The organism is Fuerstiella sp. (genome assembly GCA_022447225.1).
In the GTDB taxonomy this organism is placed as follows: Bacteria; Planctomycetota; Planctomycetia; order Planctomycetales; family Planctomycetaceae; genus S139-18.
The window spans coordinates 17,522-41,308 of record JAKVAZ010000007.1 but is presented as its reverse complement, the minus strand read 5'-3'; the positions used below and the strand labels follow the sequence as shown (position 1 = coordinate 41,308).

General features: G+C 53.3%; 17 protein-coding genes. 8 read left to right on the top strand and 9 right to left on the bottom strand.

The genetic code is table 11. The features are described 5' to 3' along the window. Positions 1–457: 457 nt before the first annotated feature. The 4 genes from MK110_07740 to MK110_07725 form a co-directional block, all read right to left on the bottom strand. Positions 458–757 carry a hypothetical protein gene (locus MK110_07740; protein MCH2211179.1) on the bottom strand — a complete coding sequence of 100 codons (300 nt, stop codon included), beginning with the start codon at positions 755–757 and terminating at the stop codon, positions 458–460. A gap of 197 nt (positions 758–954) precedes the next feature. Further along, on the bottom strand, positions 955–1,746 hold the full coding sequence (locus MK110_07735; protein MCH2211178.1) for an SDR family oxidoreductase: 792 nt from the start codon (positions 1,744–1,746) through the stop codon (positions 955–957). A 176-nt stretch (positions 1,747–1,922) separates the two neighbouring features. Then, entirely contained in the window at positions 1,923–3,323 is a 1,401-nt protein-coding gene (locus MK110_07730; protein MCH2211177.1) for a hemolysin family protein, read from the bottom strand. Positions 3,324–3,395: 72 nt separating this feature from the next. Further along, the gene (locus MK110_07725) at positions 3,396–3,626 is read right to left on the bottom strand and encodes a hypothetical protein (protein ID MCH2211176.1); all 231 of its coding nucleotides are present in this window, start codon (positions 3,624–3,626) and stop codon (positions 3,396–3,398) included. 316 nt (positions 3,627–3,942) lie between these two features. Here MK110_07725 and MK110_07720 point away from each other — a divergent pair, with 316 nt between their 5' ends. Further along, a complete protein-coding gene (locus MK110_07720; GenBank protein MCH2211175.1) occupies positions 3,943–5,502 on the top strand; it encodes a hypothetical protein in 1,560 nt (519 codons plus the stop codon). On the opposite strand, the gene MK110_07715 is transcribed toward MK110_07720, so the two are convergent. Further along, on the bottom strand, positions 5,429–6,181 hold the full coding sequence (locus MK110_07715) for an aldolase/citrate lyase family protein (protein ID MCH2211174.1): 753 nt from the start codon (positions 6,179–6,181) through the stop codon (positions 5,429–5,431). The two genes, MK110_07720 and MK110_07715, sit on opposite strands and share 74 nt — an antisense overlap. A 514-nt stretch (positions 6,182–6,695) precedes the next feature. Further along, entirely contained in the window at positions 6,696–6,863 is a 168-nt protein-coding gene (locus tag MK110_07710; GenBank protein MCH2211173.1) for a hypothetical protein, read from the bottom strand. Between the two features lie 435 nt (positions 6,864–7,298). Between MK110_07710 and MK110_07705 the strand changes: the two genes are divergently transcribed. Beyond that, positions 7,299–8,690, top strand: coding sequence for a hypothetical protein (locus MK110_07705; protein MCH2211172.1), 1,392 nt, complete (start codon positions 7,299–7,301; stop codon positions 8,688–8,690). Positions 8,691–8,887: 197 nt separating this feature from the next. On the opposite strand, the gene MK110_07700 is transcribed toward MK110_07705, so the two are convergent. Continuing rightward, a complete protein-coding gene (locus tag MK110_07700; protein MCH2211171.1) occupies positions 8,888–10,159 on the bottom strand; it encodes a hypothetical protein in 1,272 nt (423 codons plus the stop codon). A 464-nt stretch (positions 10,160–10,623) separates the two neighbouring features. On the opposite strand from MK110_07700, the gene MK110_07695 reads away from it, so the two are divergent. The 3 genes from MK110_07695 (at position 10,624) to MK110_07685 (ending at position 14,477) form a co-directional block, all read left to right on the top strand. Continuing rightward, the gene (locus MK110_07695; protein ID MCH2211170.1) at positions 10,624–11,859 is read left to right on the top strand and encodes a hypothetical protein; all 1,236 of its coding nucleotides are present in this window, start codon (positions 10,624–10,626) and stop codon (positions 11,857–11,859) included. A gap of 319 nt (positions 11,860–12,178) precedes the next feature. Continuing rightward, a complete protein-coding gene (locus tag MK110_07690) occupies positions 12,179–13,375 on the top strand; it encodes an acetylxylan esterase (GenBank protein ID MCH2211169.1) in 1,197 nt (398 codons plus the stop codon). A 265-nt stretch (positions 13,376–13,640) separates the two neighbouring features. Next, a complete protein-coding gene (locus MK110_07685; protein ID MCH2211168.1) occupies positions 13,641–14,477 on the top strand; it encodes an enoyl-CoA hydratase in 837 nt (278 codons plus the stop codon). Positions 14,478–14,551: 74 nt separating this feature from the next. On the opposite strand, the gene mnmA is transcribed toward MK110_07685, so the two are convergent. Both mnmA and MK110_07675 read right to left on the bottom strand, forming a co-directional pair. Further along, positions 14,552–15,670 carry a tRNA 2-thiouridine(34) synthase MnmA gene (gene mnmA / locus MK110_07680; GenBank protein MCH2211167.1) on the bottom strand — a complete coding sequence of 373 codons (1,119 nt, stop codon included), beginning with the start codon at positions 15,668–15,670 and terminating at the stop codon, positions 14,552–14,554. Then, on the bottom strand, positions 15,667–18,978 hold the full coding sequence (locus MK110_07675) for an SNF2 family helicase (protein MCH2211166.1): 3,312 nt from the start codon (positions 18,976–18,978) through the stop codon (positions 15,667–15,669). Before MK110_07675 ends, mnmA begins: the two co-directional genes overlap by 4 nt. Before the next feature lie 376 nt (positions 18,979–19,354). On the opposite strand from MK110_07675, the gene MK110_07670 reads away from it, so the two are divergent. Genes MK110_07670 through MK110_07660 form a run of 3 tightly spaced genes read left to right on the top strand, consistent with a single transcriptional unit; the run spans position 19,355 to position 23,731 of the window. Continuing rightward, the gene (locus tag MK110_07670) at positions 19,355–19,531 is read left to right on the top strand and encodes a hypothetical protein (protein MCH2211165.1); all 177 of its coding nucleotides are present in this window, start codon (positions 19,355–19,357) and stop codon (positions 19,529–19,531) included. A 47-nt stretch (positions 19,532–19,578) separates the two neighbouring features. Further along, complete coding sequence (locus MK110_07665) at positions 19,579–21,870, top strand: MMPL family transporter (GenBank protein MCH2211164.1); 2,292 nt, start codon at positions 19,579–19,581, stop codon at positions 21,868–21,870. Then, positions 21,854–23,731, top strand: a complete 1,878-nt coding sequence (locus MK110_07660; protein MCH2211163.1) for a sulfurtransferase — start codon at positions 21,854–21,856, stop codon at positions 23,729–23,731. The genes MK110_07665 and MK110_07660 overlap by 17 nt, the downstream gene beginning before the upstream one ends. Positions 23,732–23,787 lie beyond the last annotated feature (56 nt).

The following is a 23,787-nucleotide window of genomic DNA, read 5'->3' as shown; positions in this document are numbered from 1 at the left end:
TCACCTCCGGACCGGGTGACGGGATCATAACCTGATTCTGGAGGTCTGTCGCCGGAATCAGGAAAGTCCTCAGCACACATCCTGTTCTTCAGTCAGCAAATCACGGCGGGTCCGACAGCTGACACTGCAACCGACACCGACCGATAACGATGGATTCACTCACAAACGCAAAACATACGGTTACGTAAAAAATCCGAGCGGTGATTTCGTATTCGATCACGACAACCCGGGATCAGTACGAAATCTTCGCTCGGTTACGTTTACAAGAATGCGGTAACGGATCCGTGCGGCCGGCATGGAAACAATCGTCCAGGCGAGAGACTCCTGTTGCTCAGCAAACAGTCTGTCGATTGACGAGGATGCCCCAAACACTCATCTCTCAATAATTGCGTTCCTGAACCAAAGACACCATCTGCAGCCGAGCAGTGCCAACAGTTAAATCACCAGGTCAATTTATCTAAAGACCGATCAAGCTTAAAAGCCATTTATTTTTGCGACGTTCGATATCCAGGATACGTTCCAACACGCCTGGACTGGAACGTGACCTCGAAACAAACTCGCCACCATGGACATCTCCGCATTTCGAACAGACATTCTGTTTGTGTCCAACGGTATGCAGATCTCCCCTTGCGACATCCATATTCGATGTCAGTGACGCTTCTTTTACAGGAAGTGTCGAAGGAGCAGTTTGCTCTTCACCGGCGACGACGCTGGAAGCAATGAAGACTATAAGTGCAAAACCAGCTGTCAATTTCATTGATCGACCTTTCCAGGAGGGAAGAATGGGGACGGAACTGTGGTGACGCATCACTTTTGTCGGCCGGACTGGCGTCCCCTCATGTGACTTTCGGCAGATTCTGCCGGTGAGTCAGCGACATCGTCGCATGCTGCCGGAGTACATTCCGAATTCTACCCAGCCGTCATCATCCACTCTTTTTCCTGCAAAGAACCGGCTCAGGCAGCGTTACGGCGCCTGATTTGGCGAGTCAGTTTCTGTCTGAGTCGCTGCATACCTCGCAACCAGCGGTCGTAATCGTCAGTCTTCATTGAAAAGAAGTCGGCCACGTCCGGGTGGGGCAGAATGAGAAATTCTTCTGAACGGATTCCGTCCACGATTGAATCCGCCGCCTGTTCAGCGGAGATCGAATGCAGGTGCAAATAGCGATGAATCGGGTCTTCATCGTCGATCATGTCGGTCTGCACTCCCAGTGGACAGACGCACGATACGTGGATCCCCTGCCGCCCGTAACAGACGGACAGCCATTCTGCCATCGCCACATCGGCATGCTTGGTAACCGAATAGGATGCGGAACCGATTTCTGTCAAAAGTCCGGCTGCTGATGCGGTATGGACCAGATATCCGGATCCTCGTTCCAGCATGTGCGGTATTGCGGCCCGCGCCGCATACAGCCTTGACATTACGTTGACATCCCACATCTTCTGCCACTCATCATTAGTCGTCTCCAGACCTCCTTTGAATGTAATTCCGGCATTGGACACAAACACATCGATACGACCATAGAGGTCAAGGGTCGTGTCCACTAATCGCTGAACGTCCTGTTCAGAGCTCACGTCACAGGCAATGCCCGTTCCGCCGACCGCACCGGCAACCGTCTGAGCATCATGCAGATCCAGATCCGACACGACCACGGCTGAGGCGTCCTGTGCCGCAACCTGATGAGCCAGCGCCTCACCAATCCCTCGCGCTGCGCCCGTAATAACGACCACTTTGTCATGCAGTTCCATGGCGACACTTTTTCCGACGGGAGTGAAGGCTTCAGTACACAGATCCGGCAAGTGTATGAAATGCCTGCCTGACGGGAAACAGCGACATCCGGAACGCCAACCTTAACTCGCCACCCTCCGACCGCACCGACATCTGACAGCAGTTGTTGCGGGAATCCTCAGCTAATGATCGGGAATCAGCTGTCGTGACGGGATTTAACGCTTCCAATACTTTCTTCGGGCAGGGTCAGTCGAACGCGAACCGCACGTCCGTTGGAGGCATCGAGCACATCGGCCCGAACGACTCCCATTTGCACACTCTGACCTTCTTCCACGATCTCCTGCGCATAGTGCATAAGTAATCCGGACAGTGTATCAGCCTCCGGGGCTGAAAACGTGACGTTCAATCGTTGCTCCAGGTCTTCGATCGGAGTACTGCCCACAGCCACAAACTGGCCGGGACCATCCGGCACGATCTCCGGATCCTCAATATCAAACTCATCGGCAACGTCACCAACAATTTGCTCCATTACATTTTCCAGGGTCACAATCCCGATCACAGTCCCGTACTCATCGATAACAAATGCCATGAGCTGGTGCGTGCCCTGAAAATGTCGCAGCAGCTTTCCAACCGGCAGACTGTCCGGAACTTTCCGGGGAGGACGAGCGATGGAACGAAAATCGAATTTGTCATCGATCTGTTCCTGCAGCAAGTCCTTGATATGCAGAATTCCGACAACGTCATCGAGCGAACCGTCACAAACGGGGTAACGGGTGTGCCGGGTGCGACGGATCATGGCCATCATTTCGGGAACCGGTTCCGACACATCAACAAATGCAACATCATGTCGAGGCAGCATAATCCGACGGCAGACGAGATCATCAAATTCGAAGATGGCATCGATCAGTGTTCGTTCGTTACGTGTCAGTTCCCCTCGAATGTGCGCCTGGTGAACCAACGCCCTGATTTCGGTTTCGGTAAACGTTTCCCCGTGAGAATCCTCCTGACTGAGTCCCACCATGTTCAGCAACCACGTTGTTGTCGCGTTCAGGGCCGACATCAGCGGATAAGAAATCAGGAAGAAAGCTTTCATCGGAACGGCACACCACAGCAACATTTTTTCCGGTTCACGGATTGCGAAGATTTTTGGCGCCTGTTCACCAATCACCAGGTGCAGCGCCGTGATAACGGTGAACGCCACGATAAACGAAATCACCTCCTGAATTCTCGGATTAGTGATACTGACAAATTCGAGAACGGGTACCACCAGTTTCGCAAAGGCCGGTTCGCCGACCCAGCCCAGCGCCAGTGACGCCATCGTGATACCCAGCTGTCCTGCCGACAGCGACTGTTCCAGCCGACTGGCCAGCCATTTGGCCGCTGGAGCAAACCGCCGCCCCTCATTCACCATGTCGTCGATTCGGCTGGGACGAATCTTCACCAGTGCAAATTCGGCGGCAACGAAAAAACCATTGGCAACGACGAGTGCTGCGGCAACAGCAAGAAGCGTGAACGTCATTGTCCAGCTACCGGAATGCAGGTCGGCTTCAGCAAGTGTGGTCAGACTAACAAGGTTGGAACTGAGCCAGAAAGGCATCACGAAGCCCTTGAGCATTACTGCTGAGCAAATCGACTGGAGAGCCTGAGAATCTTACGAAAATCAAACGAGTTACCTGCGCCGCCGGAATCCGGTCCAGACAACGCCACCCACGAATCCGGCAAGCAGTGTTGCCGCCAGCAGAGCGGCGCGCGGCATCTCAATTTTCCATAATAACAGCTGCGTCTCCACATTCGCTGTATTCTGGAAAATCATGATCACAGCCAACAGACCAATTCCAACAAATGTGTACAGGCGTATTTTGTGATAAAAACTTCTGCCACCGGATTGATGCTCGGTCACAGGGATACCTCTGATGAATGAAATAGAGCTGGCTCGGTGCATTGTTCCCGATATGTTTACCCAGTTCCAGCCAGCGGACCCAGGTAATCCAGGTACCCTGCAGACACAAATCTAAAAGTCGGGCCACATCAACATTTTGACAGACGGCAAAGGATTCGTCGGTACGTGCAGCCAACAACAGTCGTCCCCGGTTCGGTAAAGACACGACCAGTCCTGAATTTCCAGGAAGAGAACCGATAGCAACTCGTTCCGATAGTCTGCCGCTTCTGAATAAGTTGCGGTTAAATGAGATATCCCTCCTGCGGTTCGGTTTCGGATGGCAACAGGTCTCACTGTGATTGAAACACGAAGACAGGTCAAAACTGTGATGGAAAAATCACCACCAGCCCCTGCGTACTGCTTTCGACTCAGTGGAACTGTCGACCGACTGTCGTATATCAAGTGGGGATTTGGTCTGGCAATTCTAAAGTATCTCGTTGAGGCCGGAGTTATCGGTGCTTTGACGACCAAGTTCTATACTCCGGCTGATTTTCTGACACCGCTGCTCAGCCATCGGGCGAAATTCACTGAAGGTGCTCCCACCAGGCTTGGAATCACTCTTGTGCTGTGGACGGTTCCGTTTGTCTGGATTGCCGTCGCCATGAGTATTCGCCGCTGCCGTGATGCCGGATACTCCCCATGGTGCGGAATGGTGATGCTGATTCCACTGTTCAACTATGCCGGCATGCTTTTGCTGAGTCTCGTGTCAGCCAGGAAACCGCAATCGGTCAACGAAATCCGACAGCAGCAGGAACTCGATGAAATCCGGAAGTCTCCTGCCCCTGTGGATGAAGGGGATTCCACTGCAAAGAACAGCGGGGTGATCGCAGCTCTTGTCGGAGCTGCTGCCGGCTTCGTCTATGCAATTGTTTCCACGATTTTCACCGTCTATGTTCTGGACAGCTACGGAGCAGCACTGTTTTTTGGAACTCCACTCATCGCAGGAACGGTAAGTGCCTGGCTGTTCAATACTCCCGCTCGTCGATCAGCGGGAGCGACAATTCTGCAGGCCACACTGATGACGGCATTCTGTTGTTCGGGATTTTTGCTCGTGGGACTGGAGGGAGCCATCTGTATCATCATGGCGATCCCGATTCTGTGGCCGATTGCAGTACTGGGCGCCCTGATCGGCCGCTCCATCGCCATTGAAACCTGCCATCGTCAGCGGGATTCCCAGGGCATGATCTGGTGCCTGACCGGCCTGCCGCTGCTGGCCGTTCTTGAAGGAGCTGTTGTTTCCAGTCCCACACTCGCTGTCAGGACACAAATCGATATTCAGGCGCCGCCGGATGTTGTCTGGCAACAGGTCATCCGTTTCCCGGAAATCACCGAAACACCCGCATGGTTTTTTCGCACTGGTATTGCCTGTCCTCTCCGAGCCCGCATCGACGGGACCGGTGTGGGTGCAACTCGCTACTGCGAATTCACAACCGGGACATTTGTGGAACCGATTACGGCATGGGAACAAAACCGTCTGCTGGCGTTCGATGTCAGGGAACAGCCCGATCCCATGTTCGAACTGACTCCGTACCGTCACATCCACCCACCACATCTCAACAGTGGATTTCGTTCAACGCGGGGCGAATTTCGACTCGAACACCTTTCCGGGGGAGTCACACGGCTCAGTGGCACAACGTGGTATGTCCTGAACATGAATCCACAGGCTTACTGGACGCTCTGGTCCGACGAACTGGTCCATCAGATCCATCTGCGGGTCCTCAACCATATTCGCAATCTGGCCGAGGCAAACGCAGCGGAACGGCTCACTGACGCAGACGCTCCAGGTTCTCGTTCATTGCCTGCAGAACCCCAAGAGAGTCGGCTCCGAGCGCCGTAAAGCGAAACCCAAGTTCCTTGTGTTGCTGTTCGAACCCCGGCTTCGTCAGAATGCCAGGCGTCTTATTATGATCGCTGCACGATTTGACAACTCTGCTGAGCGCTTCCACAAATCGAGGCTCATTGAAATCGCCGGGGCAGCCCAGATTGACTGACAGGTCCAGCGGTCCAACGAACAGAACATCGACACCGTCGATTGCTGCAATGTCGGCCGACGCACTGACCGCCTCAGGTGTTTCGATCTGTACGACCACCAGGCTGTTGTCATTGGCCTGCTCAAAATACGGCTTCCAGTCACGCCCGAATGCGGTTGCCCGGATGGCGCCGGCAACTCCCCGGGACCCCATTGGGGGATACTTGATGCAGTCAACAGCACGTTGTGCTTCTTCAACCGAACTCACGTACGGAAACATGATTCCGGCCGCGCCACTGTCCATCACAAACTTCACAGTGTCCGGATCGACAGAGCGAATCCGAACGATCGGCGCTGCACTGGACCCACGACATGCCAGCAGCATGCTGCGCAAATCGGCAGCGGAACCGGACCCGTGTTCCAGATCGATGAGCAACCAGTCAAATCCGGTATCAGCAGCGATTTCGACGCTTGTTGCCGATCCAAGGTTCAGAAACGTGCCGGCCATCAGTTGCGTACGCAGTTTGTTTCGATCGATCCACAGCATTGAGAGTCTCACCAATGAGTCGTTCAGGAATTGGTGACACTCTAGTCCGTATTCCGATCGCGATCTACTGTCGCAAATGTGGTGTTTGAAGGACCGCATCAACATCGACGCAACAAAGTGTACAAACCGACATCAACCAGGGCTGAGTGCTGGGCAGAGCGATCGCCCGTTCACAGGTTGCAGTTCAACCGCGCCGCGTCAGATTCGGGGATTACGCCGCTAAAACCGATACTTGGGAGAATTAGCATATGCAAAATGGAATATCAAATCAGGTCTCAATCCGGTCCGACGGACTCACGACGCGCTGTGCCCTTCCCGGACAACTGTCATCAACGATGACAGCTCCTCCTGACAGTTGTGATCGCAACCCAACACAGACTCAAATCACCCCATTCAGCCTTGATTTCAGTAACTTCAACGACGTCACCGAACGGCCCGCCACAGTGCTGGGCGACATCGCTGAATGGCAGCATGCCCCTCGCGAAAAAGCTGCCCCGATTTTGACAATAGCGAGTCACTCACGTGGTTTCAGTGGTGAAAAGTAAGTCACTATCCACCACATAACAATAATCCAGAACAGAAACTGCCCCCAGATTGTCAGCGTGGTGACTTCGTCAACCAGATAATCATCCACAAAGTCTCCGAACACAACAAACAGCACAAAGCCACTCAACACAGACACAGTGAGTCGAGCAGCGGTGTTTCGCGAAGAAAGTCCCGGCGTCCTGACGGGTTCTCTGTCTTTGTCCTGGGCAGACGCCCCGTGTTGATGCTCTCCAGTCTCGAAAATATTCGAGCGCTACGGCCACCACCAGACCAACGATTATCTGCTGAAATACGTCGCCAACCATCAGTCTTTCCCAATCATAATGTGATATCGTCAACACACATTATCTGACCATTGACGGAGATTTGTCGATCGTCTGGTCTCACTGCCCGGGAAACCTGCTACTCAACTGAAGTTTTAGTACCGCTGCGAAAATTTCGCATCAACATGGCCTGTGAGCGGATCTCACAACACCCGTCTCTGAATCTGACAGGTACAAACGAGTCCCGGGACCCATGGTGCCTTCAATCTCCTCCGTGCGCCTGACGCCTGAAACCGGTTATGCAAAACATGTTTCCTGAATCAACCGTCAGTGGTGCGCGCACGGTCATCGACATCACTGAACATTTTGAACACCTCAAGCACCACGCTGCTTTACTTTTCGAAAAAGGTTCGGCTGGCAAACGCGGTTATTTCACTCCGTCCGAAGATCAAAACGTCCGGCAACTGCTTGTCTCCTACTGGCACTCACGAAATGCCCTGATTGAACTTGTGGTGACGATGCACCGAACATCCGAACACCAGACATCCGAGTTAACGGAAACTAACGAGACATTAAGCAGGCAGCAGCGAGCGGCAGCGTTTCTGGTTGCCTGGACCGGAGCACTGGTGCTGGTCGACGCGGCCCGATTTCTTAGAGACAACTGCAGGAACCGTCCGGCAGTACTGAAAAAACTGAACGAACCGGAACCTTCCTTCGGAATTGCAGCCGGGACTTACGACCGGATTCAGGATTCACTCACGAGTCCCGTGCATGTGTGGCACCTGTACCACGCACGGGAGTACTGGAAGACAAACAAGTCAGCGCTGGCTGAAATGGCACATGATACGGAACTGGAACCTCTTGTCGAACTTTCCGATCGCATGCAGGCAGTGCTTGACGTCGACATCCAGGAATATGCCGTCAGTCGTTTAAGGACCCGCGCCCGGCAGGCAAAAACAACCGGGCGTGAACTGATCGCACGCGCGTTTTTTGGCCTGCAAAAAGCTGTCTCGAGTTTGGTTTCGGGAAAGTACACACACCTCGGACATCAGCCCCGGCTGCCCCCGGATATCGTCAAACAAATTCGACAATTGATTCAGCCTGGCGACATTTTCGTTAATCGAAAAGAGTACGCTGTCACGAACTATTTCCTGCCAGGCTTCTGGCCGCATGCGGCTTTTTATATTGGACAGACACATCAGCTCGATCAGCTGGGCTTCGCGAGCCATCCTCATGGCGAGCCTCGCTGGCAGCGTATTTTGACATGTGACCAATCCGATTCCGGCAGAGTTGTTGAAGCACTCAAAGACGGCGTCAGAATTCGGTCACTGTCGTCGCCTTTTGCAGCCGACGCCGTGACTGTTATCCGTCCGAGTTTACCAAATGATCTCATCACGGAGGCCATTGCGCGTGCACTGTTTCACGATGGCAAACCGTATGATTTTGATTTTGATTTGACACGTTCTGATCGCTTGGTCTGTACCGAAGTTGTGTATCGTTCATTCGAAGGTCTGGCCGGGATCCGGTTTCCATTAATGCGGCGGGCCGGCCGGCTGACACTGGCAGCCCAGGATCTGCTTCAGATGGCTTTGAACCGTCAGCATTTTGATATCGTTGCCGTTTATGCTCCGAATTACGTTCCCGACGTGACAACAGGCTCTGCCGCAGCTGACGTTTTGCAGGCTACGCTTACAGATTGAGGTCCCAGGCGGTGAGGAACTGAGTGCCAATGTCGGCTGTGTTCCACGTCCACTGCTTCATTCCGACAATGAAACCAAAACGGATCTTTCATCAGATTCCATTGGGAATCATGAGGAAACCCCATTGAGACCGTCGCGCCTCGTGTCCGACGGGAATCCCGCCTCCGGCGGCAGCGACTGAACCTTGCGAACCACGGTCAGGGCAGTGTTTCGGTCCATCCCCCCCCAATCTGTCCTGCGTCAAACACCGGTGCGCGGGGAAATCGGCGAACTGCTTTGGAGAGACGAATTGTTGGCGGATTTCCCCTGTGCCGCAGTCCCGGTAATGATCCAATATTCGCCTCACCAGGTTTGATTCTGATCGGATCAGGCGGCAGATCACTACGGAGTACCAGTGGCAGGTAGTCGGGGCACCTCGGAACCCCCTGTTGCCGTTCTCTCCGGGACTCAACCGAAGGATCCCAGTGACAGTCGATGTTCAGGTTTCGCAGTTCGAATGTGTAATAGCTGTTGATATCCTGATAGATCCCGACCGAATAACACCCGGGAGGTACCCGCACAATCGCATATCGGTCATGTGCCCCGACACGTACTTCGAACCTGTTGTCCTCAGAGATATCAAGATTTGTACTTCTTCCAGGAACCGGCCCCACCAGCAATATTCCATCCGGCAGTCTCAACATGGGCCATGTACCACTGGCAATCACGACCTCCCGTTCAGGCAACGTCAAAGACTCTTCCAGCAATACCGTGAAGCCCTCAATTTCTTCGACCTCCATCTCGAAGAACCAGCCGTCGTGTAACTGTTCCACGGTCTCGCGTCCGTCCATTGCCTGAAACACAGCGGATGTCAGAGTCCACTGTGTGGGATCATCGTTCGCGATTTCGTAGGCACGACGGGGCATGGGGGGAGGCCAGCCCCTGGGTGCATATCGCAGGTAACGCTCGACACTGTCACACGACCAGTTGGTTCCTTTGGCAGATTTTCGAAATGGAATGACAGCTTCAGGCAGTAACTGCCCGGAATGGTCAGCATTGACGCGCAGACACAAATTGGGGTGCCTGACCAAAGCCTGTGCTGCCCCCGTGGAAAGACTTGTCAGTCCGTCCAGAGACAGGGCACCACGATGTTGACTCAGAACATCCGCAGTGCGATTCGATATCTGCGTCAGCTTATTCAGCTGCAACTCACCGGAATAAGTACTCAGAATCTCGGCGACCGGTTCAGAAATGCCGGGCAGGGCATTCAGTGACAGGCCACGGCCTGCAAATGCGATCAGCTGTCCTGCGGTGTCCTCAGTTAACTCAGTCAATCCGTCGAGACACAACCATTCACATGTCGCCTCAGCGATAATTTCCGCGGCTGCTGCATCCAGCTGAAAATAGAGGCTAAGCTGAACGGAACGGGGGTTCGTCACGAATTTGCGTGCTTCCCTCAACGGCAACAGGCTTTCAATGTTTCCGTCCATATGAATTTACTCCCGAGTACTTGATTGATATTTCCTTTTTACATAACAAATCAATTATCTCTGACAGGGAACAGGGGATTTCCCCAAAACGTCGCTTCCGTGTTTCCGGCGGCTTTCAGTTTCGGAACGTTTTTATGTCACAGGACCGGTCAGCGACAGACCATACAGTCCGGAATACATCTCATTCTAAAACTGCCCAGGCCGGAATAAAGGAATCTGCCGTGAACGTGACAACACTCGCTCGTTCAGCGGTATCGTTTGTTGCAGAATTTCACGCTCTCTGTCCTTCCATGACCGGAATCGTGATCCCCTGATTGTCATCGTGCAACCGCATCAACAGTGCTTCTCAACAGCCGGACACAGTGCAGATGCGAAACACCTGCCTGAGCTCTGCGTTTAATGCTCAGAGCCTGTCAACGTGTTCAACCCGAACCCAGGTTCAGAAATCCAAACAGGAGTTCATCATGCACCGTCGTAAGTTCATCAAAAAGCTGGGCATCGTTTTTGGAGGACTTCCGTTCTGGAATGGGCTGCTGGTCAACGAACTTTCGGCAAAACTACCGAAGAATATCAGGATCACCGACGTCAAATGCTGGGGAGTAGGAATCGAAGCGAATCAGGTATTCATGAAAATCTATACAAACGTCGGAGTGACAGGACTTGGGGAAGCTTCTGTCCACCGCAAGACGGGCACAGCACTCGCCGCATGCAGAGAATTGCGTGAAGTTCTGGTCGGACATGACCCGACTCGTATCGAATTTCTCTGGCAGGGCATGTATCGCTGGCCTCGCTGGCGAGGCGGACCGGTGCTTAACACCGCAATCAGCGCCGCTGAGATTGCTCTGTGGGATATCCTTGGAAAACTTCTGGATGTACCGGTCTACAGACTGCTGGGGGGAGCTGCGCGGGAAAAGATCCGGCTCTATGTGCACGGAACCGGCAGAGAAGCCGTCCGCGATGCAAAAGCAAAGGGTTACACTGCGATCAAAACCGGTCCACCTCTACGGATGAAAAACGGCCGGGCACAGTTTCCGTGGAACGTAAAAACAGCAACCGACACCTTTGCTGAAATGCGAGATGAAGCAGGCTCCGACTTCGATATTGCCACCGATGCGCATACGAAGCTGACCCCCGTGCAGGCGCTGGAGTACGCAAACGGCATTGAGGAGTTTCGACCGCTGTGGCTCGAAGAACCGGTCAATATCGAATTCAACGATGCACTGCAGTGGCTGGGTGAGCGAACGACCGTGCCACTGGCCACCGGCGAGCGGCTTTTCACCAAATTCGACTTTGAGGATATTATCAGTCGTCATCTGGTGTCTTTTGTCCAGCCTGACGTTATCCAGGCAGGAGGCATCGCTGAGACCAGAAAAATATGTGCCATGGCGGAAGCTCAGGGCATTGACGTGGCTCTGCATAATCCATCCAGTCTTCCATGTACACTGGCGTCACTGCACATCGATGCCTGCACGACGAACTGCGTCATTCAGGAGTCAAAATACAAATTCGTCGTCCGCCCTTCCAACTGGGAAAACGACTTGTTCAAAGGTGCACATATCCATGTGGAAAACGGATTCGCAATGCTGCCGGATCAACCAGGACTGGGTTGCGAGTTCGATGAGTCGATTGCCGAAGCTCACCCGTTCGAACTCTCAAATCCTCAACCGATTAATGAAGACGGTTCGGTCCGTGACTACTGATGGCCCCGCTAGATATTTTTCAGTGCTGTGTCTCTGACACGAAATTCGCCGAAAATGGTCAGTCTCCGTTTTTCATATTTGCAGATCGGAGCACGTCGGTTTGACGTTCAATTGCATCTTCAGAGGTCTTCGCCGAAAGCCAACAGACTGACGCCGGCAACTGTGTATCGAAGACATTAACTTCATCAGAGACTTCGCTGTTTTGTTGAACGGCAGGCAAATTTGCAGGACAACGCGTGGTGATCGCATGTGGTGAATGCTCTGACTATCATGACGTTTAGTCTGACCTGGAACGAAATCTGTGGTGGAGCACGAACAAATGAGACTGTTTGGACACGTCTGTCTCAGCATAACGATGACAGTGCCGCTTCAACTGTGTTTTGCTGATGATCCGGCTGACGCGAAACCCGTCGAAAAACCGATGCTGTGCCAAGGTCACTACCAATCGGAAGCTGAAGCCGTCCGGCAACTCAAACGAATGGGAGCAACGTTTTCAAATCTGGCAGAATGGAAACTGCGGGCATCACGCGTCCGTAAACAGATTCTGGTCGGTGCAAAACTCGATCCTGAGCCGGAACGTACTCCGCTGAATCCAATCATTCACAGAAAGCGTGTTTACGACGGATACTCTGTGGAATCTGCCGCGTTTGAGGCACGGCCAGGATTCTTTGTTTACGGAAATCTCTATCGTCCGACAGCGACAAACGGTCCCCGACCAGGAATTCTTTGCCCGCACGGTCATGCCACCGGCCCCGAAGGCGGACGATTCCGTGCAAATCAGCAACATCGCTGCGCAACACTGGCCCGGATGGGAGCTGTCGTTTTTTCTTACGATATGATCGGTTTCGGGGACTCACAACACTATGGCTGGGACCATCGGCACCATCAGGCACTGACATTACAAACATGGAGCAGTATTCGGTCACTGGATTTCATTCAGTCGCTTGCCGAGGTGGATGATGATCGAATTGGAGTAACCGGATGTTCGGGAGGAGGCACACAGACCTTTTTGTTGACGGCAGTCGATGAACGGGTCAAAGTCGCCGTTCCCGTGGTGATGGTTTCCGCACATTTCTTTGGCGGTTGTCATTGTGAAAGCGGAATGCCAATTCACCGGACGGCAGACATGGAGACCAACAACGTTGAAATTGCGGCATTGACTGCTCCACGTCCTCTGCTCCTGGTGTCAGTCGGCGGTGACTGGACGAAAAACACCCCTGAAGTTGAGTACCCGTATATTCGTGAAATTTATCGTCTGTTTGGGAATACAGCGGGTGTGGACAACGTTCATTTTGCGGAAGAAGGTCATGGATACCAGCTGTCGAAGCGACAGGCTATGTATCCGTTTATGGTTCAGCACCTGGGTCTGGATGCGTCCGAGGTACTTAATTCCGAAACGGGAATGTTTGACGAAACGGGTACGACACTGGAAAGTCCGGAACAAATGCGAGTCTTCAATGAGAATTTTCCGATCCCGGCACACGCACTCGAACCAGACTCAAAGATTACCTTCTGAATTTCCCGATTTCCGTGAGCGTACGATCAGGCTGTCGCAACAGACAAGCCGCAACACGGGTCGGATGCCTGCCAATCTATCCTGCTACAGGCCTGTCTCCTGAAGGACTCAACGACCTGGCACGAATTGAGACACTGTAACGGTTTACCAAACTTTACCTGAGCACTGTACCGACACTCAATACAGACTGTTGTTGACAAATTGTACTCAGACACTGTTCTGAATATTCATATCTGTTGTTCTGCTAACTTCCTGAGGTCTTCTGATGTCATTCGAAACCATTGATTACAGTGTCGAGCAGAATGTCGCCACAATCGCACTCAACCGCCCCGACCGCCTTAATGCAATTACCAGCCGGCTTGAATCCGAATTGCTTGAAGCAATGCACACAGCGGACATCTCCAATGATGTACGGGTGATCATTCTGACAGGAAATGGACGTGGCTTTTGTTCCGGCGCCGATCTTGAACTTTTGCAGAACGTAACGGAAACGAATTGGGCAACCGCCGATATCGCTGCAAAACGCCGCGAATTTATGCCCGAGCGTCCGCACAACTCCGCAGCCGCTGATTTCCAGAAAACATGGAGTTACTTCCCGGCCATCAGCAAACCGATCATTGGTGCTATCAACGGTGCGGCTGTCGGACTCGGATTCGTACTACAGTTGTACTGTGACATTCGTTTTGCTTCAGACAATGCAAGATTCGGCACGGCGTTTGCGCAGCGAGGACTCATTGCCGAACACGGAATCAGCTGGCTTCTGCCAAGGATGGTCGGAGTCAGTAACGCACTGGATCTGCTGTACTCAGCACGCATCATCGATGCAAACGAAGCCCTGCGCATTGGACTGGTGAGCCGGGTGATCCCTCACGACGACCTGATGGGCACGACGCGGCAATACGCACAAATGCTGGCAACAACAGTGTCTCCCAGATCGCTGCAGGTGATGAAAAAACAAATTTACCAGGCGCTGTTCACCGACCTTGGTGATGCCATTGATGCCGCCAACGACGAAATGATTCTGAGCTTTCAGTGTGACGATTTCCGGGAAGGAGTGGCTCATTTCGTTGAGAAACGGCAGCCACGATTCACCGGGCAATAAGGTCTGCACCGACACAAATAATCAATATTGCTGCGGATGGACTAATCGGTGGCTGGCGAACTGTCAGTTGTGAATCACGACACGGTCGACTGAATCCACCCACCACCCAGTACACGATCTTCATCGTAGAACACCGAGGCCTGCCCCGGTGCCACACCGAACGTCTCTTCATCCAGCCGAATCACAGCACGATCGTTTTCGTCGACCGACACGGAACACGGTGATGTTCGCTGTTGATAACGCAGCGCAACGCGACATCGGAATTCGTCCGCCGGCCGATCCACCAACCAGTTGAGTTGTGTTGCAATTACCTGGGAAACGGCCAGATCCTCACGACGACCAAGTACGACCTGTCGGCTCTCCGGTTTCACTGACACGACAAATCGAGGTTCGCCAAATGCGATCCCCAGCCCTCTTCGCTGTCCCACGGTAAATCGTTCGTAGCCCGCATGCTGTCCCAGCACATGCCCGTCGGTATCAACGAAATCACCGGCTGTGTCCAGCTGTCCGCGGTAGCGATTCAGAAACCCGGCATAGTCGTTGTCCGGAACAAAACAGATCTCATAGCTGTCTTTTTTATTGGCCACCTTTAGCCCGGCTTCGTCAGCAAACGCACGAATCTGCGATTTGTGGAAGTTGCCAACCGGAAGAAGCACTTTACTCAACAACTCGCGTCGAAGACCAAACAACACGTACGACTGATCCTTCTGCGGATCAATGCCGGTGTACAACTGGTGTTGTCCATACAAATCCGTGGTAATCCGGGCATAGTGTCCGGTAGCGATGTGGTCAGCTCCAATCTGCTGTGCAAAGTCCCACAGGCGACCAAACTTCAGCCAGTTGTTGCACTGCACGCAGGGATTCGGAGTCCGACCTGAAATGTATTCATCCGCGAAGTAGTCTTTAATACGTCTAAAGGCTTCACGAAAATTCAGGGAATGAAACGAAATTCCCAGATCATCCGCGACTCTGCGTGCGTCGGCCGCGTCCTCAGAACTGCAACAACCCTGTCGGTGTGCAGGAGTGTCAAGAACCGGCAGCAGGTCGGTTGGCGATACATCACAGGTGTCCTGCGTTTCACCGGAACGCATGAACAGCCCGATAACCTCATACCCCTGGCGATGTAACAGTACGGCCGCTGCCGAACTGTCCACTCCACCGCTCATAGCTAGTACCACACGTTTGGCAGTCATGACAGCAGTAATTCAAGATCATCCAGAGACATCTCGCTGAGAATACTGCCCTTGCTGTCACCAGCAAGAATCGCATCAGCCAGTTCGCGTTTCTGCTTTTGAAGTTGGAGAATCTTTTCTTCGACCGTATCGCGGCAAATCATCCGATAGGCAAAAACCGTCTTTGTCTGTCCAACTCGGTGGGCCCGGTCAATTGCCTGAGCTTCCACAGCCGGATTCCACCAAGGATCCAGTAGAAAAACATATTCTGCTGCGGTGAGGTTGAGCCCCAATCCGCCTGCTTTCAGACTAATCAGAAAGATCCGACAGTCATCATCCTCCTGAAAACGCGTCACGTGAGCTTTGCGGTCCCGTGTCTGGCCGTCCAGATACTCGTACTCTATTCCTGCTTCATCCAGATGATGCCGAACGATCGCCAGCATGCTGGTAAACTGCGAGAACACCAGAGATTTGTGATTCTCTGCCACCAGTTCGCGTAAATGAGGAATCAGAAATTCCAGTTTGGCATATGGATCCGACTGTTCACCACGGTCCAGCAGTGCCGGATGACAGGCGGCCTGACGCAGTCGGAGTAAGGCTTCGAGCACGTGCATCTTACTGCGGGCCAGTCCCTTATCCTCGACAAGACCCAGCAAAGAATCGCGGTAGTGAATTCGTAATTCATCGTACAGCCGGCGCTGTTTGTTATCCATATCACAGAGAATTGTTTCTTCCAGCCGGTCCGGCAGTTCAGCTGCCACCTGCTTCTTGGTCCGTCGGAGAATAAACGGTCTAAGACCACGCGCAACAACATCACGGGTGTCCCGACTGTCCGGATCAGCCACATGGCTGCGGAACACCGTACTGCGTCCCAGCATCCCAGGATTCAGAAATTCAAAAATTGACCACAAGTCCCCGGCATTGTTTTCAATCGGGGTTCCACTCAGTGCCAGTCGATGTCGCGCATTCAACAGTCGAGACGCTCTGGCAATCTGAGACGACGGATTCTTGATCGTTTGTGCTTCGTCCAGCACAACGTACGCAAATTTGATGTCTTTTAGAACGGCGATGTCACGGCGAACAGTTCCATAAGTCGTCAGAATCACGTCGTGTTCCTCAAACTCCGATCGCAGCCCTGTACGCTCCATTCCGGTGTAGTCCAGCACCTTAAGCTCGGGAGCAAATTTCTCACATTCGCTGTGCCAGTTGAACATCAGCGAACGTGGCACCACCACCAGCGATGGCTGTATCTTCGCAGACTTGGTGCGATGCTCGAGCAACATGGCAATAAACTGAACCGTCTTTCCCAGCCCCATGTCGTCCGCCAGACAACCTCCCAGCCCGAAATCCCTCAAAAAACACATCCATGAAAGCCCGTCGCGCTGGTAATCGCGTAACACACCTTTGAAGTTTTTTGGAACATCCACGGCTTCAACCCCGGATATAGACTGAAAACGCGTCCGCAGATCCTGAAAGCGTTCGTCGAACTCCACGTGTTCCTGAGCCGACAGAAGCGCATCAAGCAGAGCAGCCTGGGAATTCGAGAAACGCAGTAACTCCTGATCCGGCGTCCCCAGCCCGGAAATCATACCGATCTGTTCCAGCCAGTGTTCAGGAAGAATCCCAAGCGAGCCGTCATCCAGTCGAACGATGGAGTCACCACGCTCCAGTGCCTGCAGCAGTTCGGGAAACGCGACTCGATGGCCTTCAAAGTCCACATCAGCGTGAACGTCGAACCAGTCGACATCAGACTGGACACGAAACTTCATACTGCCCGGTTGCCGAACCTGGCTGCCATCGGCAAAAACCTCCCAGCCGTGTTCCACCAGATGTCGAACCGCCGAAGCAATGTCCCGTCGAAAAATCTCAACATCAGCATTCGTCTGCGATCCGTTGAGACGCTTACGAAATCCCAGTTCACGAAGCTGCTGCCAGCACTCAGCTTCAAAACCACGGTCACGAATGATGCAGCGATTTTCCTCCCGCTGCACGACGGCCCAACGTGCATTCCGACCAGGTACCGGGGTGCCAAGATACTCGAAAAGCACTTCCGCCGTCAGGGCTTCACTGCGCCAGCGTGATGCCGGGGGTGTGAATATTTTGAGCTGCGGTGCTGGTTTGGTACGAACCTCTTCGAGCTGCAGTTCTTTTGGTAATTCCAGTCTTGGCAACGACGGAATGTCCAGCAGTCGATCAACAAACTGGTCTTCGTCGGCGACAGGAATCGCCAGCCGACCTTCTGCCGCAAGCATGGTCATCCACTGGGGAGCCCCAAAATCACGTAACTGACCAATGCTGTCGGCCGTCACAACAAATCCACCGGCAACCGCCAACGGCACGTCCACCAGCTCCAGGGTTTCCTCTTCCCGAATAAGCTGGGCATGGACACTCCATCCTTCAACATCCGTGTCGCGTCTGATGCGAATTGTAAGCTCCCATGGTTCGGCACTGTCCCACTCCAGCGTCTGACTGCCGGAATTGTCAGCGTCCAGCAGTGTGAGGCGACCGGATCGACACATTTCAGGCAGTATCAGTCGTCCCAGTTCGTACGGTAAGTGAAACCGGTGCGCAGCGGCCTGCAGTTCGGCCTGCTGCGTTGACCAGTTATTACGCTCCGGAATCGCACCCGACAGGTAAGAGAGGAAAATACGATCGTCTTCATGTTCGATCTGGTCCAGCTGTCCCGGCCGTATCTTGAGAGGTTTCAGTTTACCCCACTGGCCACTCGATCGCCGCTGTCGCTGCGATGCCTGGATGACCAGCTTCCCGGCATCCCGGCTGCCTTCGAGATCAATTTGATAGTAGATCTGTCGATCCGACGACTGCGTCTTTCCTCCTTTACCCTCCGCAGAGATTTCATCCTGCAACTCACTGAGACGTGATTCCCAGCGTTTGAGACGTGGTTCAGTTCTTTTTGCGACTGCTTTGGCAGCACGACCGTTGCTCCTGTCAGTCTCGGAATCCGGTTCAAATTCACTGGTCAGATCATCAATCGTCACCGGCAGGCTGGATTCGCGAACAACGAAAGGCACAAGACGCCCCGGACGCAGCGACGGGTGCACATGACCTTCCAAATCAGCCGCCAGTACGGTGGCCCACAAATGCTTACACGCACCGGATTTGGCAAACTGGTCACATGTGCAGAAAAGTGCAATGTCACTTTCCTGATGGCGCAGCTGAGTGTTGTATTCGACCCCGTCCACTACCATGCCAAATACATTTTCTGCAGTGACTCGAACAAGTGATACTCTTTCCGCTTCGATGTAGGCCGCTCCGCGGTGGCGTAAATCGGCACGAAATCGATTCTGTAGCAACTCCGAGAGAGTCATAGATATCCTGATTCATTAAGTTCACCGGGCGTCATGGCTCATGCAGCCTGAAATCCGCTGCTGTCCAGAGGAATTCACAGCCTGAATCGATTGATCAGGGACCGTGTACCGGCCTGAGTTCCCGGAGTAAACCACTGGCACCCGTGGGCATGGTCGAAAAGCGTAACGGATCTGTGGTTTCGGAGGCCAGAAGAGCTGGCCGGAATTTGCAATGACAGCACAATTCACCGGGTTTAAGAGTGTGATCCCTGGATACGATGTACCCTGAACGTGAACTGAATTACAATACGGGGTTTTGGATGCCGCTCCACCCGAGGTTCATTGTGCCCTGTCCGTCTGTTGATTCATCCCCATCAGCCTGCACACTGGATCGTTCATGAGTAACTCACCGTCCAAAATTTTGTTGGGTACGATCGATTTCAGGCTGGAAGCGATCGTCAAGTTTAAATTATTTCAGAATGGTGAAGACCAGGGTTTTCTGGTGGTTCGTAACGTCAGGGAACGGCGGCATCGACTTACCGACGGAATCAGCACGCAGCCAAAGCTCGTCTGAATATCCACAACGCTTCTGTCATAACGCACTGACGGGCATCGTTTTCCATGAACCGGATTATTGGTCTGCGGAATCCACTGCTGGTTCTCGCCGCCCTGGCGGTGGTCACATCCATACCTCTGTCCGGTCGACTGGAGTTTGATCAGCGACTGGAATCCTTCTTTGCCGACGATAATCCGGACATCGTGATTTTGCGTCGCAGTCGCCAAGAATTCGGGGCTGACGAGTTCGTTATTGTCGCGTGGACGGAAAAACAACTGTTACGGCATGACATGCCCGCCAATCCGTCGCTGCAGACCCTGATCGATGATCGTCAGTTCAAGCCGGAACTGACGAAACGGGCCCGTGAACGGATCACAACACTTTCCGAACAGCTCAGCTCAATTCCCGGAGTCAACGGCGAACAGACTCAAAGCCTGGTGAAATTCCTGGATAATGCCCCCAAAATTCGTGCAGTACGAAGAGCGATCCTGAAACTCTTCGCAGGCACACTGATCGGAGACGATGCCCGATCCACGTCAGTCGTTCTGACACTTCAGCCCGAAGCCGCAGCACCGGTTCCCCGGTCGGTCACACTCGGGAAGATCCGACATACCGCCAACGACTTTGAACCGGATTCTGCGGTCGCCGGCGAACCGGTTCAGATTCACGACATGTTTCGACTCGTTGAAGAAGATTCCCGAATCCTGTTTCTGGCATCACTGGGAGTTCTTGCCACGGTACTTCTGATTCTGTTCGGTGGTTTGCGCTGGATGCTGGGAACAATCGGTCTGGTACTTGGCGTCGTCATCTGCACACGTGCAATCCTCGTGCTCTTTGACACTCAACTCAGCATGGTCGGTTCGATGTTGAATTCCCTAGTCACTGTGATCGGAATCGCTACCTGCATGCACGTCATTGTTCACTATCGGGACTTACGGCTCAGCGGTCCTGATAGTGAATCAACGCCAGGAGCCCGTCAGGCGGCAACTAAAACAATGCGGTACATGGTTTTCCCGGTGTTCTGGACCTGCGTCACGACAGCAGTCGGGTTCGGGTCGCTGCTGGTCAGCGAGATCACTCCGATTCGAAGTTTCTCGGTGATGATGTCTTTGGCAACGTTTGTAATTATTGTGGCCTGCGTGATGATTCTGCCTGCAATGATGGCATCCGGATCCCGCCTGAGAACACCGTCAGTTGCCCCGCTGGAACACCGACTTGATCGAGCTCTCGCAATCCTGTGCAACTGGCTGGAACGTCACCCCGGAAAGACCGGTCTTATGTTCCTGCTGATCACGGCGGCATGTGTTCCGGGCATCTTTCGTCTGGAAATCGAAACGGACTTCAGCCGCAACTTCAAAAAATCATCCACGATTGTGAAGTCCCTCAAATTCATTGAATCACGTCTCGGTGGAGCCGGTACGTGGGAAGTTGCCTTCGATACTCCGGATACGCTGACGGACGACTATCTGGACAAAGTGTCGGCCCTCACGTCAGATCTCAAGTCTGCAAACCTCGGCGCAGGCCGAATGCGTGTCCTGTCTCTGGCAGACGTCGCGGACCTGCCACCGCGTTTTCGAGGTCCAACGTGGATGCTGAAACGAATGGAAAATGATTTTCCGCAGTTGATCGCCGGTATGTACAATGAGGACAGGGCGAGAATGAGAATCATACTGCGGTCACTGGAGCAGCAGTCGGCGGAATCAAGGTCCGCTCAGATAGAAAAAGTAAGAACGATTACTCAGGCATTTGCCGAAGGTCAGAATTCTCTGTCTGAAACCAGGTCTGCCCGATCAACCACCGCCTCGGGTATGTTCGTCCTGCTCACAGAAATCATTCGCAGCCTGCTACAGGATCAGCTGCGCAGCTTCCTGTGTGCGACAGCGGGGATCTTTTTATGTATGACGGTGGCATTCCGGAGTCTGCGGATCGGACTGATCTCACTGTTCCCCAACATCTTTCCTGTCGCACTGTTGCTGGGAACCCTGGGATGGGTGGGGGTTCCCGTCAACATTGGAACAGCCATGATCGCCAGCGTCTCAATGGGACTGACTGTTGATTCCACGATTCACTACATTTTTGCATTTGAACGTGCTCGTCGCGTGTGCAGTGTTGCCGAAGCACTGCAACAGGCGCACGCAGGTGCGGGACGAGCCGTCGTTTTCGCTCATCTTGCACTGATCGCAGGATTTACAGTACTGACAGCATCACGATTTATTCCATTGGTCTATTTCGGCGGGTTAATGAGTTTGTCAATGTTCTGCGGTTTGTTTGGCGACCTTGTTCTGCTTCCGCTTTTGCTTCAACGAACATCACCGGTAACCTGTACGGAACCGGCTACCAGTGCAGAAATTCTTTGATTACATGTCCACAGTGAACCGATCTGTTGTCAACATCGCCGGCTACAAATTTGTAGCGATTTCCGCACTGGAAGAACGTCGCGCCTTCCTGCGAACACTGACAGCAGAACTAAAATTACGAGGTACTATTCTGCTGAGTCCGGAAGGCATCAATATGTTTGTAGCCGGATCGCGGGAGGCTGCCCACAGACTGCTGGACGAACTGCATGCTGATCCCGACTTTGCAGACCTTTCGGTCAAAGAAAGCTTCAGTGATTACCAGCCGTTTAACCGCATGCTCGTCAAGATTAAAAAGGAGATCATTTCTTTTGGAATCGACGGACTGGACCCAGGCTGCAGGACATCTCCTAAACTATCGGCCACTGAACTGAAACGCTGGCTCGATGAGGGCAGACCGGTCCGCCTTCTGGACGTCCGAAATGACTATGAAGTCGAAATCGGAACATTCAAAAATGCGATCCCCGCCCGAATTGATCACTTCCGTGAGTTTCCTGAAGCTGTGCAACAGTTGCCGGAAAGCATGAAAACTGAGCCGGTTGTGATGTTCTGCACCGGTGGAATTCGCTGCGAAAAAGCAGGACCCTGTATGGAGCAGGCTGGCTTCAGAAACGTCTTTCAGCTCGATGGAGGTATTCTGAAGTACTTCGAGCTGTGTGGGGGCGAACACTACGACGGGGATTGTTTCGTCTTTGACCAGCGGGTTGCTGTTGATGCAGCGCTCCAGGAAACAGGGTTCACTCAATGCTTCGTGTGTCAGGCTGTTGTGAGTCCCCGGCAACAGGACTCGAAGGAATATGTCGCCGGTAAGTCGTGCCCGAAATGCTGGAAGGCCCCCGCAACACGAATGAACGAAATCCTGCAAAAGCGACACACCCGACTCAGAGAGATCTCAACTCCCTTGCCCGGATCTGTGCCTTATTTCAACCGCCGTCCGCTGAATGTACCGGCCCGCTATGCCGGCTTTCCACTGATTGATTTTCTCTGCAGCTGGCACCCTCAAATCGAACGGGATATCTGGATGCAAAAGATCCTGGACTCGGAAGTGATCCCGTCGCCACGCTATGGCCGACGGCGCCGCCGCATGCCGTCTCCCGAAGAACCGCTGCCGCTCAATCCTCAACGAATCGTCAGGCCTGGCGAACGTCTGGAACATTTGCTTCCCAAGACTGTGGAACCGGATGTGAACGTCGAGGTCCGGTTTCTTTATGAGGATGCGCACCTGATCGTTGTGAATAAACCGGCGCCGCTGCCGTTGCATCCATCCGGGCGGTTCAATCGTAATACTCTTCAGGCTCTGCTCAACGAAGTCTACGCTCCCCGGCGGCCCCTGCCTGTTCATCGTCTGGATGCCAACACAACCGGCGTACTGGTACTTTGCCGCAAACGTTCAACGGCCAGAACAATTCAAAAACAATTCGAGAACGGTTCCGTCAGTAAGACCTATCTGGCGCGAGTACACGGACACCCGGTTGAAGATGAATTTAACTGTGTCGCTTCCATTTCTGCGTTGCCAGGTCCGTCCGGTCTCAGAGAGATCACAAACAGCGACGGACGCCCGGCCCGAACTGATTTTCGCGTCGTTGCTCGACTGGACGACGGGACCTGTCTTCTGAAGGCTACGCCGGTCACCGGACGTACCAACCAGATCCGCCTTCATTTGTGGTCCCTGGGATGGCCCGTTGTCAACGATCCCGCGTGGCTTTCGGACGGTTCCACGGGTCAAAATCGGACATTATCAATCGATGAACCACCAATGTGTCTTCACGCCTGGTCACTGACGATCGAAGGACTGAACGGAGAATCGCAGACTTTTACGGCATCACTGCCGTCGTGGTGGGATCACGAGATTTCGGTAACATAACTGACACGAATCGGGTTCTGGCGAATACAGCCAACGTCAGTCACAAGACCTGTCGA

What these genes read in the sequence shown, in the direction of transcription:
- MK110_07715 (MCH2211174.1), bottom strand. Translation starts at nt 6,181, where the DNA reads ATGCTGTGGATCGATCGAAACAAACTGCGTACGCAACTGATGGCCGGC.
- mnmA (MCH2211167.1), bottom strand. Translation starts at nt 15,670, where the DNA reads ATGACTGCCAAACGTGTGGTACTAGCTATGAGCGGTGGAGTGGACAGT.
- MK110_07720 (MCH2211175.1), top strand. Translation starts at nt 3,943, where the DNA reads ATGGCAACAGGTCTCACTGTGATTGAAACACGAAGACAGGTCAAAACT.
- MK110_07665 (MCH2211164.1), top strand. Translation starts at nt 19,579, where the DNA reads ATGAACCGGATTATTGGTCTGCGGAATCCACTGCTGGTTCTCGCCGCC.
- MK110_07685 (MCH2211168.1), top strand. Translation starts at nt 13,641, where the DNA reads ATGTCATTCGAAACCATTGATTACAGTGTCGAGCAGAATGTCGCCACA.
- MK110_07735 (MCH2211178.1), bottom strand. Translation starts at nt 1,746, where the DNA reads ATGGAACTGCATGACAAAGTGGTCGTTATTACGGGCGCAGCGCGAGGG.
- MK110_07740 (MCH2211179.1), bottom strand. Translation starts at nt 757, where the DNA reads ATGAAATTGACAGCTGGTTTTGCACTTATAGTCTTCATTGCTTCCAGC.
- MK110_07675 (MCH2211166.1), bottom strand. Translation starts at nt 18,978, where the DNA reads ATGACTCTCTCGGAGTTGCTACAGAATCGATTTCGTGCCGATTTACGC.
- MK110_07730 (MCH2211177.1), bottom strand. Translation starts at nt 3,323, where the DNA reads ATGCCTTTCTGGCTCAGTTCCAACCTTGTTAGTCTGACCACACTTGCT.
- MK110_07670 (MCH2211165.1), top strand. Translation starts at nt 19,355, where the DNA reads ATGAGTAACTCACCGTCCAAAATTTTGTTGGGTACGATCGATTTCAGG.
- MK110_07700 (MCH2211171.1), bottom strand. Translation starts at nt 10,159, where the DNA reads ATGGACGGAAACATTGAAAGCCTGTTGCCGTTGAGGGAAGCACGCAAA.
- MK110_07705 (MCH2211172.1), top strand. Translation starts at nt 7,299, where the DNA reads ATGTTTCCTGAATCAACCGTCAGTGGTGCGCGCACGGTCATCGACATC.
- MK110_07690 (MCH2211169.1), top strand. Translation starts at nt 12,179, where the DNA reads ATGAGACTGTTTGGACACGTCTGTCTCAGCATAACGATGACAGTGCCG.
- MK110_07695 (MCH2211170.1), top strand. Translation starts at nt 10,624, where the DNA reads ATGCACCGTCGTAAGTTCATCAAAAAGCTGGGCATCGTTTTTGGAGGA.